Annotated in this window: 1 protein-coding gene; it reads right to left on the bottom strand. The window is 68.7% G+C overall.

Going from position 1 to position 14,059, the window contains the following annotated elements:
- Positions 1–71: 71 nt before the first annotated feature.
- Entirely contained in the window at positions 72–14,012 is a 13,941-nt protein-coding gene (locus RRX38_RS04350; RefSeq protein ID WP_315961692.1) for a non-ribosomal peptide synthase/polyketide synthase, read from the bottom strand.
- Positions 14,013–14,059: the final 47 nt, after the last annotated feature.

Below are 14,059 nucleotides of genomic sequence, written 5' to 3'. Positions count from 1 at the left end.
AGGCAAATCTTGAAAAGTCGCTGATCGGCAGCGGCGCGCGGGGCATGTCCACCCGCGTGCCGCACCGCGCACTAGCTTTTGGTATTCGGTTTGCTCTTGAGCTTGCTCAGCAGCGTGTCCAGGGATTTCTGGTTGATGCCCTTGGCCAGCGGGAAGTCCGACGGCATCAGCGCGCCGGCCTGCGGGTCCATGCAATGGGCGACAAGGGCCTGCAGGTGTTCCAGCAGGCGCGCCGGCCAGCGGCTGTCGGCCTGCGGCGTTACGCTGTGCCACTCGATATGCAGCACACCGTCCTGCAGCCAGGCCACCACCTCACGGGCATGACTGACCCGGTTGCCGGCTGCCACGTCTGCCGGCGCCGCCAGCTGGCTGGCGCGCAGCCAGCCTTCGGGCGGCTGTTCGTGGCCCAGGTAGTTGAACAACACGTCGCCACGGCTGGGCGGCAGTTCGCCGCGCTGGCACAGCAGGCCATGGCCCAGGCCATTGCCCGGTACGCCACGCAGGGCCTCCTTGGCGTCGCGCACGCGCTCGGCCGGCGTGCCGCTGGACTTCACCCGCAGCGGATACAGGGTGGTGAACCAGCCCACGGTACGGCTGACGTCCAGCCCCTCGAACGGCGCATCGCGGCCATGCCGCTCCAGGTCGACGACGACCTCGCTGCGGCCTTCGGCCTGGGCCAGGGTCGCGGCCAGGGCGGCGATCAGCAGCTCTTCGGGTTGCGTGCGGTAGGCGGCATGCGCCTCGGTGAGCCACTGGCGGGTGTGTGCCGCTTCCCAGCGGGCCGAGAGGGTCTGGCGCTCGGCGAAGGTCGCCTGGGGCGCGGGGTGGGTGGCGCCCTGCAGTTTCCAGTAGCCCAGCTCGGCTGTGGCCTTGTCGCCATGGGCGCGCAATTGCTCGGCCCACTGCCGGTAGGACGTGGTCTTGGCGGGCAGCCTGGGCGTCTCGCCACGCTCCAGGTCCTGATACAGCCGCTGGAAGTCCTCCAGCAAGGGTGTCCAGGACACCGCGTCGACCACCAGGTGATGAGCGACCAGATACAGGCGCTGCGGCGTGCCTTGCAGCAAGGCGGCGGCGAACAGCGGGCCGTCCTGCAGGTCGAGGCTTTCAGCCACCTGTTGCAGTTGCCCGGCGTGCTCGCAGACGCTGAAGCGCGCCGGCGAAACCGCCGCGATCTGCGCCTGCCACTGGCCATTGGCGTTATGGAAGCGCAAGCGCAGGGCGTCGTGGTGGGCAACCAGGCGGTCTAGAACCTCTTGCACCAAGGCCGGTTGCAGCGGTCGGTCGCTGTCGGCCAGTACCGCCTGGTTCCAGTACGCGGCTTGCGGTTGCTGCATGTCGAAGAACCACTGCTGCACCGGCAGCAGCGGCATGGCACCCGTGATCTCGCCCTGTTCGGCCTGGCTGGCCAGCGGCGTGGTCACCAGGGCCAGGGCTGCCGGGGTAGGCGAGCGGAACAGCGCTTTCGGGGTGAGCGAATAACCCTGTTCGCGCAGACGCGAGATCAGCTTCAGGCCCAGGATGGAATCGCCGCCCAAGGCGAAGAAGCTGTCTTGCGTACCCACCGCCCGGTCGCTGCCCAGGGTCTCGCCCAGCAGTTCGGCGAACAGCTGGCACAGCAACGCTTCCAGTTCGCTGCGCGGCGCCACGGCGACGGCCTGGCTTTGTGGCAGCGGCATGGCGGCCAGGGCCTTGCGGTCGATCTTGCCGTTGGTGGTCAGCGGCAGCGCCGGCACTTCGACCCACAGCACGGGCACCATGTGCGCCGGCAACTCGGCGCCCAGCTGGGCGGCCAGGTCGCCCTGCGCCACACCGCTGTAGAAGGCCACCAGGCGGTTGTCCAGCACCAGGGTGCAGGCGGCGCTGATGCCGGGCTGCTTGAGCAGCGCGGCATCGATCTCGCCCAGTTCGATGCGCTGGCCACGCAGTTTCACCTGATGGTCCAGACGCCCCAGGTATTCGATGTTGCCGTCGGCCAGGAAGCGGCAACGGTCGCCGGTGCGGTACAGGCGCTCGCCAGGCACGAACGGGCTGGGCAGGAAGCGTTCTTCGGTGAGGTCCGGGCGCTTCAGGTAGCCGCGTGCCACGCCGACCCCGCCGATGTACAGCTCGCCGATGCTGCCGATGGGCAGCGGTTGCCGGGCGTCATCGAGGATGTACAGGCGCAGGTTGGCGATCGGCTTGCCGATCGGCACGACGGCGTCGTTCGCCGAGCAGCGCCACACCGAGACGTCGATGGCCGCTTCGGTGGGGCCGTAGAGGTTGATCAGCGCCGCCGGGTGGCGGCTCATGAAGCGCCGCACCAGTTCGGCAGGCAGGGCTTCGCCACTGGCGAACACCTGGCGCAGGCTGTGGCAGCGGGTCAGGGTCGGTTCGTCGGCGAAGGCGCGCAGCATCGAGGGCACGAAGTGCAGGGTGGTGACCTGCTCCTGCTGGATCAGCTGGCTGAGGTAGGCCGGGTCGCGGTGACCGTCCGGGCGCGCGACCACCAGGGTGGCGCCGGTGATCAGCGGCCAGAAGAACTCCCACACCGAGACGTCGAAGCTGTACGGGGTCTTTTGCAGCACGCGGTCATCAGGGCCGATGGGGAAGGCGTCCTGCATCCAGTACAGGCGGTTCATCAGCGCGCCGTGCTCGTTCATCACGCCCTTGGGCTGGCCGGTGGAACCGGAGGTGTAGAGCACGTAGGCCAGGTCGCTGGCGGCGACTTCGAAGGGCTCGAAGGCCGGGGCGGCGGGCAGCGCATCGAGGGTCCAGGTGCTGTGCCCGGCCGGCAGGCTGGCGCGCCATTGCGGCTGGGTCAGGGTCAGGCGCGCATCGGCGTCTTCGATGAGGAAGGCCAGGCGTGCGGCGGGCAGTTGCGGGTCCAGTGGCAGCCAGGCAGCGCCGGCCTGGACGATGCCGAGCAGGGCGACGACCATCTCCACCGAGCGTTCCATGCACACCGGCACGATGCTGTCGCGGCCGATGCCGTGGGCACGCAGGGCGCGGGCCAGTTGCTGGGCACGTTGGTGCAGCTCGGCGTAGCTGAGGCGCTGGTCTTCGAAGACCAGGGCCGGGGCGTCCGGGGTGCGTTGCGCCTGCTGGCTGAGCGCGCTGCGCAGATCGGTCGGGCCGGGGTATTGGCGTTCGGTGGCGTTCCAGCGCTCAAGTTGCGCCTGGTCAAGATGCTGCGGGAACAGCGCCGCCAGCGAACGTTGCGGGGCGGCGACCAGGGCGTCGAGCAGTGCGCACCACTGTTCGCTCCAACGCTGCAGGGTGGCGTGCTCGAACAGCGCGGCCTGATACTCCAGGGCCAGCAGCATGTCGTGGCCGTCGTCCTGGACTTCCCAGCTTTGCTCGAACTTGGCCTCCAGCGCCGGCAGCAGTTGCTCTTCGATGTGCAGCCCCGGCCACTGGCGGCTGTCCAGGCGCCCGTGGTTGAGGGAGAACAGCACCTGGAACAGCGGCGTGCGGTTCAGGTCGCGGCGTTGCGCCACGCTCGCCGCCAGGGTGGCGAACGGCAGGTCGGCATGCGCCTGGGCGGCGCGCAGGTCGGCTTCCAGGCTGGCCAGCCACTGCTCGGCCGGCGCCTGAGGGTCGATCTCGCTGCGGATCACCAGGGTGTTGACCAGACAGGCCAGCAGGGTCTGGGTCTGCGGTTGCTCACGCTGGTCCACGGGCGTGCCAAAGCGGATCTCGCGCTGGCCGCTGTAGCGCGCCAGCAGAGCGCTCAAGGCAGTGGCCAGCACCACGTAGACGGTGGTGCCGCGTTGCCGGGCGAACTGGCGGATGGCTGCGGCGCGCTGCGGGCCGAGGGCCAGGGTCAGTTGCCCGGCGCGGCGCTCGGTTTCGGCGCCACGCGGGTGGTCCACGGGCAGGTCGAGCTGGTAGTCGTCCTCGCCCAGGTGGGCTTTCCAGTAGTCCAGGCTGGCGGCGCGGCGCGCCTCGGTGTCCGGGTGGCGCTGCCAGAGGGCGAAGTCGAGGTAGTCGATTTCCAGGGCTGGCCAGGCCGGCGCCTGGCCATTGCGCAGGGCGCTGTAGGCCTGGCTCAGTTCGTCGATCAGCAGCTGCATGGCCCAGCCGTCGGTGGCGCTATGGTGCAGGCACACCAGCAGGCGGGCTTCATCGCTGCCCTGGCGTTGCAGCAGTTGCGCACGCCACGGCGCGGCAGCGGTGAGGTCGAAGGGCGCCATCAGCGCAATTTCCGCGCTCTGGCAGGCCGCCTGCCAGTTCGCTTCGGCCACCTGGCTGACCTGCAGCTGCGGGCCCTCTGCATCGATCAGCAGTTGCGGCTCGCCGTCGTGCTCGACGATACGGCTGCGCAGCACCAGGTGGCGCTGGCTCAGCTGGGTAAAGGCGTCGCGCAGGGCTTCGATGTCCAGCTCGCCACGCAGGGTCAGGGCGAACGGCATGTGGTACTCGCGCGACTCCGGCACCAGACGGCTGAGCGTCCAGAAACGCTGTTGCGCCAGGCCAAGGGGCAGGTGCGCCGGACGTGGCTGGGCGGTGATCACCTCAGTGGCCGGGGCGGCTTGCAGGTGTTCGGCCAGAGCCACCACCGTGGGCTCGGCAAAGACCCGGGCCAACGGCAACGACACACCCAGGCGCTCGCGCACTCTGGCAACCAGCCGGGTCGCCAGCAGCGAGTGGCCGCCGAGCTGGAAGAAGTGGTCCTCGATGCCGACGTTCGGGCACTCGAGCAGTTCGCTGAACAGTTCGCACAGCACTCGCTGGGTGGCATTGCGCGGGGCCACATAAGCGCGCTCGGCGCTGCTGTCTGGCAGTGGCGTGGCGGCCAGGGCCTTGCGGTCGAGCTTGCCGTTGGCGGTCAACGGCAGGCGCTGCAACTGCACCAGCAGGCCGGGCAGCAGATGCGCCGGCAACTGAGCGCGCAGGGCCTCGCGCAGCGCGGCCTGCTCGGTATCGCCGCACCAGAAACCCACCAGGCGCTGGCCGATCAGCAGGGTCGCGGCCTCGCGGACACCGGGCTGGCTGAGCAGCGCGGCGTCGATCTCGCCCAGCTCGATGCGCTGGCCACGCAGTTTCACCTGATGGTCCAGACGCCCCAGATATTCGATGTTGCCGTCGGCCAGGAAGCGGCAGCGGTCGCCGGTGCGGTACAGGCGCTCGCCAGGCACGAACGGGCTGGGCAGGAAGCGTTCTTCGGTGAGGTCCGGGCGCTTCAGGTAGCCGCGTGCCACGCCGACCCCGCCGATGTACAGCTCGCCGATGCTGCCGATGGGCAGCGGTTGCCGGGCGTCATCGAGGATGTACAGGCGCAGGTTGGCGATCGGCTTGCCGATCGGCACGACGGCGTCGTTCGCCGAGCAGCGCCACACCGAGACGTCGATGGCCGCTTCGGTGGGGCCGTAGAGGTTGATCAGCGCCGCCGGGTGGCGGCTCATGAAGCGCCGCACCAGTTCGGCAGGCAGGGCTTCGCCACTGGCGAACACCTGGCGCAGGCTGTGGCAGCGGGTCAGGGTCGGTTCGTCGGCGAAGGCGCGCAGCATCGAGGGCACGAAGTGCAGGGTGGTGACCTGCTCCTGCTGGATCAGCTGGCTGAGGTAGGCCGGGTCGCGGTGACCGTCCGGGCGCGCGACCACCAGGGTGGCGCCGGTGATCAGCGGCCAGAAGAACTCCCACACCGAGACGTCGAAGCTGTACGGGGTCTTTTGCAGCACGCGGTCATCAGGGCCGATGGGGAAGGCGTCCTGCATCCAGTACAGGCGGTTCATCAGCGCGCCGTGCTCGTTCATCACGCCCTTGGGCTGGCCGGTGGAACCGGAGGTGTAGAGCACGTAGGCCAGGTCGCTGGCGGCGACTTCGAAGGGCTCGAAGGCCGGGGCGGCGGGCAGCGCATCGAGGGTCCAGGTGCTGTGCCCGGCCGGCAGGCTGGCGCGCCATTGCGGCTGGGTCAGGGTCAGGCGCGCATCGGCGTCTTCGATGAGGAAGGCCAGGCGTGCGGCGGGCAGTTGCGGGTCCAGTGGCAGCCAGGCAGCGCCGGCCTGGACGATGCCGAGCAGGGCGACGACCATCTCCACCGAGCGTTCCATGCACACCGGCACGATGCTTTCGCGACCAATGCCGTGGGCACGCAGGGCACGGGCCAGTTGCTGGGCACGCTGGTGCAGCTCGGCGTAGCTGAGGCGCTGGTCTTCGAAGACCAGGGCCGGGGCGTCCGGGGTGCGTTGCGCCTGCTGGCTGAGCGCGCTGCGCAGGTCGGTCGGGCCGGGGTACTGGCGTTCGGTGGCGTTCCACTCCACCAGCTGCTGATGACGCTGGGCTGCGCTCAACGGCGACCAGTCGGCCAGCCGCGTGTGCGGCGCATCGAGCATGGTTTCCAGCAACTGTTGCCACTGTTGCAGCCAGCCACGCACGGTGCTTTCGCTGAACAACGCGGTGCGGTATTCCAGCAGCACCGACAGCTCGTCACCGTCATGCACTTCCCAGTTCAGGTCGTACTTGGCCGCTTGCGCGGTCACCGCTTGCTCACGCACCTGCAGGCCCGGCCACTGGCTGGCCGCCGCATTGGCGTTCTGCATCACGAACAGCACCTGGAACAGCGGGGTCTGCGCCAGGTTGCGCGAAGGTTGCAGGGCTTCGACCACCTGGTCGAAGGGCACGGCCTGGTGCTGCTGGGCGTCCAGCACGCCTTCGCGCACCTGGCGCAGCAGGCCGTCGAAATCCAGCGCCGGGTCGAGGTCGCTGCGGATCACCAGGGTGTTGACGAAGCAGCCGATCAGCGGCTGCAGTTCGGCCAGCGGTCGTTGTGCCACTGGGCTGCCGAAGCGGACGTCACGCTGGTTGGCATGGCGGCCCAGCAGCAACTGGGCGGCGCTGAGCATCAGCATGTACAGCGTGGCGCCGCGTTGCCGGGCAAAGTCACGCAGGCGCGCGGCCAATGGCGCCGGCAGTCGCAGCTGCACCGAGCCAGCGGCAGGGTCCAATTGCTCGGGACGCGCCTGCCGGGTCGGCAGGTCGAGGAGGTAGTCACCGTCTTCCAGCCGGGTACGCCAGTAGTCGAGCTGCTCGCGGAACAGCGCCTGCTGTGCCGCTTCGCGTTGCCACAGGGCGTAGTCGGGGTATTGCAGGGCCAGCGCGGGCAGCTGCGCCGAAGTGCCTTGGCAGGCAGCGGCATACAGGCGTGCCAGTTCGTCCAGCAGATTCTGGCTGGAAGCGTCATCCATGGCGCAGTGGTGAACGTTGAGCAACAGCAGCGCCTGGGCGGCACCGCTACGTTGCAGCAGCGTGGCGCGCAGCGGCAATTCAACGGCCAGGTCGAAACGCCGACTGGTTTCGGTCTGGATGGCTGCGTCGATCCGGGCCTGCCAGGCCTGTTCGCTGTCGGCCTGCACCCCGGTCAGTTGCCAAGGCAGCTGCGCCGTGGGTTCGATGACCAGCGCCAGTTCGCCGCCAGCCTCGCGCACGATGCGGCTGCGCAGGCTTTCGTGGCGTGCCACCACGGCATTCAGGGCCTGCTGTAGCGCGGCGACGTTCAGCTCGCCATCCAGCCTCACGGCGCTGACCACGTTGTATTCGCCGCCGCCGGTGCTGAGCTGTTCGAGGAACCACAGGCGCTGCTGTTCGAACGACAATGGCAGGTGCGGCGGGCGTACAGGCGCCTGCCAGGTGGTTGCGGGCGCCTGCAAGGGTTCGCCCAGCAGCGCCGCCAGGCCCTGCAGGGTCGGCTGTTCGAACAGCGAGCGCAGCGCCGGGACTGTGGCGAACTGTTGGCGCAGGCGGGCAAACAGCACCGCTGCCAGCAATGAATGGCCGCCCAGGTAGAAGAAATGGCTGTCACGGCCGATCTGCGCCAGCGGTACGTCGAGCAGCTCCGCCCACAGCACCGCCAATTGGCGTTCGGCCGAAGTGCGCGGCGGGTCCTGGGTGTCGGCTACGGCCTGGTGGTCCGGTGCCGGCAGGGCCTTGCGGTTGAGCTTGCCGTTGTCGGTCAGTGGCAGCTCGTCGAGCACCACGAAGGCCGACGGCACCATGTAGTCGGGCAGTGCGGCGCCCAGGGTGCGGCGCCAGGCCTCGATGTCGGCCTGGCCATCACAGGTGAGATAAGCCACCAGGCGCTTGTTGCCGGGCTGGTCTTCGCGGGCCAGCAGCACCGCCTGGCGAACGCCGGGCTGGGCCCCGAGCAGGGCTTCGATTTCCCCCAGTTCCACGCGGAAACCACGGATCTTCACCTGATGGTCCATGCGCCCCAGGTATTCCAGCTGGCCGTCGGGCAGCCAGCGCACCAGGTCGCCGGACTTGTACAGGCGTGCGCCGGGCTGCGGCGCGAAGGGATCGTCGATGAACACTTTGGCGGTCTGTTCGGCACGGTTGAGGTAGCCGCGGGTCACCCCGGCGCCACCGATGTGCAGCTCGCCCGGCACGCCCACCGGCAACGGGTTGAGGCAGGCATCCAGCACATAGGTGCGCACGTTGGCGATCGGCCGACCGATGATCGGCCGCGCCGGGAAGTCGTCCACTGCGCAGCCGGTGGCGTCCACCGTGCACTCGGTGGGGCCGTAGGTGTTGAAGAAGCGGGTGCCGGTAATCGACGGCAGGCGCTGCCACAACTGGGCGTCCACAGCGTCGCCGCCGAACAGCACGAAGCGCGGCAGGTAGGTCTCGCCACGGCGCACGCCGTCGCTTTCCAGCAGGGCCTTGAGCTGCGCCGGGGTGCATTCGAAGGCGTCCAGGCGCGTGTCGCGGAAGAACCGCGCCAGGGCCTCGGGGTCGTAGCGCACCTCTTCCGGGGTCAGGTACAGGCTGTGGCCGTCGAGCAGCAGGATGAGTTCGGCCACCGAGCTGTCGAAGGCGAACGAATAGTTGAAGCTGGTGCGCAGTGGCTGGTCGGTGTAGCGCCGGTACAGGCCATGAATGCGCGCCCAGGCCAGGTTGACCACCGAGGCGTTGGTCACCAGGGTGCCCTTGGGCTGCCCGGTAGAACCCGAGGTGTACATGATGTAGGCCAGGTCGTCAGGACCGGCCAGCGGCGGCAGGTTGTCCTGCGGCAGGTCGCGCAGCTGCGCGGCATCGGTATCCAGGTTCAGGCGTGGCAGGTCGGCACCGAGCTGTTGCAGCAGGCCCTGCTGGCCGAGCAGCAGCGCCGGCTGCGCGTCTTCGAGCATGTAGGCCAGGCGCTGCGGCGGGTAGCTCGGGTCCAGCGGCACGTAGGCGCCACCGGCTTTGAGAATGCCCAGCAGGCCCACCAGCAGGTCCAGCGAGCGCTCGACGCACAGGGCCACCGGGCGATTGGCGACCACCCCTTGGGCGCGCAGGTAATGCGCGAGCTGGTTGGCCCGGCCATTGAGTTCGGCGTAGCTCAGGCTGCGCCCTTCGAACGTCAGCGCGTCGCGCTGCGGGGTGCGCTCGACCTGCTGCTCGAACAGCTGCGCGAAGGTGTGTTGCTGCGGCACGGCCATGTCGGTGCGGTTCCATTCGACCACGGTGCGCTGCCATTCATCAGCCATCAGCAGCGGCAGCGCCGCCACCGGGCGCTGCGGTTCAGCCAGCAGTTGCTCCAGCAGGAACTCCAGGCGTGCCAGGGTCTGCCGTGCGCTGTCGGCGACGAACAGGTCCAGGGCGTACATCAGTTCCAGCTGGATCGGCGCGCCGGCCGGGCACAGCACGTGCAGGTCGAGGTCGCATTCGGACTGCTGCAGCGGTGTGTCCAGCGCTTCGAAGGCCAGGCCAGGGAAGCGCAGGCGCGACTCCATCGACAATTGCTGGGCCACCATCACCTGGTACAGCGGGGCGTGACTGAGGCTGCGTGGCAGTTGCAGGCTGTCGACCAGTTGCTCGAACGGCAGGTCCTGGTGCTGCTGGCCTTCACGCAGGCGCGCCGCGACCTGTTGCACCAGCGCGGTGAAGTCCGACTGGGCGCTGAAGTCGGTGCGGATCGCCAGGTTGTTGAGCAGGATACCCAGCAGGCCTTCGGTGCCAGGCTGCTCGCGGTGCGTCACCGGAGTGCCGATCAGCACCGTGGCGTCGCCGCTCAGACGGTGCATCAGCACGGCGAAACCGGCGAACAGCACGGTGAACGGCGTGGTGCCCAGGCGGCTGGCGAAGGCCTGCACGCGGGCGCTGAGGTCGGCGCCGAGTTCACGCTGCACCAGGCCGGCACGGTAGCTTTGTACCGAGGGGCGCGGCAGGTCGGTCGGCAGGGCCAGCAAGGGGCTGCCTTGGCTGTCGTCACGGGCCAGGGTGCGGGTCCAGTAGTCGAGCTGGCGTTGCAGCTCGGCACCTTGCAGGTGCTCGCGTTGCCACAGGGCGAAGTCGGCGTATTGCAGGCTCAGCGCCGGCAGTTCGGCGGCCTGGCCGGTGCAGCGGGCCTGGTAGCCCAGAGCGAGTTCGCGCAGGGCGATGGTCGCTGACCAGGCGTCGGACACCAGATGGTGCAGGGCGATGCCCAGTACATGTTCCTGTTCCGCCAGGCGCAACAGGCGGGCACGCAGCAGCGGTGGCTGGCTGAGGTCGAACGGCTGCTCGAAGGTGTCTTGCAGGGCACGTAGGCGCGCGCCTTCACGGGCGGTGGCGGGCAGGGCGGACAAATCTTCGCAAGGCAGTTCCAGGTGCAGGGTGTCGACGATGTGCTGGCAAGGCACGCCATCGAGGCTGCGGATGCCGGTACGCAGGATCTCGTGGCGGGCCAGCAGGTCGTTGAGGCTGGCGTGCAGCGCCTCGATGTTCAGGTCGCCGTTCAGTTGCAGGGCGAAGGGGATGTTGAACAGCGTGGTGCCCGGTGTCAGTTGCTCGATGAACCACAGGCGTTGCTGGGCGAACGACAGCGGCAGCGTGGCCGGGCGTGGCCGCGCGGTCGGCCCTTGCAGGCTCGGCGCCTGGGCAGCGGCGGCCTGGGCCTGGCGCGCCTCTATGGCTGCGGCCAGCAAGGCGACGCTTGGCTGTTCGAACAGCAGGCGCAGCGGCAGATCGAGTTTGAAGTGCGCGCGCAGCCGCGCGACGATCTGCGTGGCCAGCAACGAGTGGCCGCCGAGGGTGAAGAAGTTGTCTTCGACGCCGACGCTGTCGCGCCCCAGCACTTCGGCCCAGATCTTGGCGATGGCGCTTTCCAGGTCATTGCGCGGGGCGATGCTCTCGGTGGTTTGCGCTTGCCAGTCCAGGGCCAGGGCGGCCAGCGCCTTGCGGTCGACCTTGCCGTTGGCGTTGAGCGGCAGGCGCTCCAGGCTGACGAAGGCCGCCGGCACCATGTACGGCGGCAACTGCTCGCGCAGGTGCTGGCCCAGGCCATCACTGCCCAATGCCGGGTCATGTGCGGCGAAGTAGGCGACCAGCCAGGCTTCGCCTGCGCCGTTCTCGCGCAGCAGTACCGCAGCTTCGCGTACGTTCGGGTGCTGGGCCAGGCGGTGTTCGATTTCCGTCAGTTCGATGCGATGGCCGCGCAGCTTGACCTGCTGGTCGCGGCGCCCGAGATATTCGATCACCCCATCGGTGCGCCAGCGGCCCAGGTCGCCGGTGCGGTAGATACGCCCGAGCTGCGGGTGCTCGATGAACGCCTCGGCGCTGCGCTGCGGGTCGTGCAGGTAGCCACGCCCCACGCCGACACCCCCTACGCAGATTTCCCCGGCCACGCCTACCGGCAATGGGCGCAGGGCTTCGTCCAGCACATACAGGCGGTTGTTGGCAGTGGGTCGGCCGATGGGCATGTGGCTGACCTCATCGCCCGGTGCGGCATGGATCGGCTGGAAGGCCACATCATCGGCGCACTCGGCCGGGCCGTAGGCGTTCATCAGCGCGATGCCGGGGAAGCGTGCGAACCAGTCGCGGGCGACGGTCGGTGGCAGCGCCTCACCGGTCGGCATCACCCAGCGCAGGTCGGGCAATTGCAGGTCGCAGGGGCACACGGCGAGCAGCGTGCGCATCAGGCTGGGGACGATTTCCAGCACGCTGAGGCGCTGGTTGACCAGCTCCTGCAACAGGCGCTGCGGGTCGTGGGCCACTTCGTCGGGCAGGATGTGCAGCGTGGCGCCCAGCACCGGCGCGGCGAGGAACTGCCAGACGGAAATGTCGAAGGCCACCGAGGCGGTCTGCGCGATGCGGTCGTCAGCGCCCAGGCCCAGGGCCGGGACCTTGCCGAAGATGTTGTTGAGCATGCCGCGCTGTTCGATCATCACGCCCTTCGGCGTACCGGTGGAGCCGGAGGTGAACAGCACGTAGGCCAGGCTGCTCGGAGCGCCCAGCAGCGGCAGCGGGCTATCGGTTCCCGCGCCCCAGCAGGCTTCGGCGAACAGCGCATGGGGCGCCTGCGCCACGCCGCTGAGCAGCGGGTCGAGCAAGGCGCTGCTTTGCTCGCTGGCGAGCAGCAGTGGCGCTCGGGACAGGCTGAGGATTTCCCGCAGGCGCTCCGGCGGGTGGTTGACCTCCAGCGGCAGCATCGCCGCGCCGGCCTTGAACACCGCGAGCATCATGGTCAGCAGCGGCAGGCCTCGCGGGGCGAGCAGGGCGACCAGGCGGTCCTCGCCAGCGCCGGCTTCACGCAGGGCGTGGGCCAGGCGAGTGGCGCGGCGGTCCAGTTCGGCATAGGTCAGCGATTCGCCAGCACAGACGGCAGCCACTTGCTCGCCGCGCTGGGCGACCTGCTCGGCGAACAACTGCGCATAGCTTTTATCCAGGGGGAAGTCCTGCGGGTTGAGCGCCCAGTCGTTGAGCAACTGCTCACGCTCGGCCTCAGCGAGCAGATGGAACTGCCCCAGACGTGCCTCGGGTGCAGCGAGCATGCCGCGAACCAGGCTGCTCAGGTGGCCAAGCAGGCGCTGCACCGTGGCGGCGTCGAAACGCTCGCGGTCGTACGACACGCGAATGCCCAGCTCGGTCTCTGGCAGGATCACCACGGTCAGGCCGTAGTGGGTGTGCACGCTGTGGTCCATGCCATCGAGGCTGAACTGGAAGCCACCCTGCAGGATCTGCTCGTCGATCGGCGCGTTCTCGAATACCAGAATGCTGTCGAACAGCGTCTCGCCGCGCGGGAAGTCACTCCAGCCCTGGATGTCGGTGAGCGGCGTGTGCTCGTAGTCACGCATGTCGACATTGAGTGCCTGCAGGGCACCCAGCCACTCGCCCAGCCGGGCCTCGGGGTCGACCGCGACGCGCAGCGGCAGGGTATTGATGAACAGGCCGATCATCTCGGCCACGCCGGACAGTTCCGCCGGGCGCCCGGCCACGGTGACGCCGAACAGCACGTCGCGCTGCCCGCTGTAGCGCGACAGCAGCAGCGACCACGCGCCCTGGAAGAAGGTGTTCGGGGTGATGCGTCGCTGGCGGCAGAAGCTTGCCAGGGCTTCGGTTTCCTGCTCGCTGAGGCGTACCAGCTGGTCATCCACCAGCACCGCCTCGGTGTAGCGATCGCGGCTCACGCCATTGTCGACGGTCAGCGGCGTCGGCGCATTGAGGCCTTGCAACTGGCCACGCCAGAACTGCTCGGCCTGGCTGGCGTCCTGGCGTTGCAGCCACTGGATGTAGTCACGGAACGGCCGGGGGGCGCTGAGCTGTGGCTCGCGCTGGTGGCGCAGTGCTTCGTAGACCTTGAGGAAGTCCACGGTGACCAGGGAAATGCACCAGGCATCCATGAGGATGTGGTGGAAGCTGCGGATGAACTCGTACGACTCTTCACCCAGGCGCACCAGGCGGAAGCGGATCAGCGGTGGTTTCGACAGGTTGAAGCCGACCTTCTGCTCGTCTTCCAGCAGGCGGCGAATCCGTGCCTCCTGCGCTTCGGGCGCCAGGCCGCGCAGGTCGAGGGTGTCCAGCGGCACCTTGACCTCGCGGTGGATCACCTGCACCGGCTGCTTCTGGGTCTTCCACTGAAAGCTGGCACGCAGCGAAGGGTGCAGCGCCACCACGCGGCTCCAGGATTCGAGAAACACCGCTTCGTCGATGGCCCCGCTGATGCGGTAGCGGTCCTGCATCAGGTACACGCCCGAATCTTCGTGCAGCAGGGAATGGAACAACATGCCCTGTTGCAGCGGCGACAGCGGGTAGATGTCTTCGATGGGGTGGTTGTTGGGCTTTTCGGTGGTCATCGCGAGCGTCCTGCGGAAAAAGGGGTGACGGCGCAGCCAATCGGGCA

Source organism: Pseudomonas sp. DTU_2021_1001937_2_SI_NGA_ILE_001 (assembly GCF_032463525.1).
Lineage (GTDB): Bacteria > Pseudomonadota > Gammaproteobacteria > Pseudomonadales > Pseudomonadaceae > Aquipseudomonas.
The sequence above is the reverse complement of the archived record's forward strand: the minus strand, read 5'-3'. Positions and strand labels throughout refer to the sequence as shown.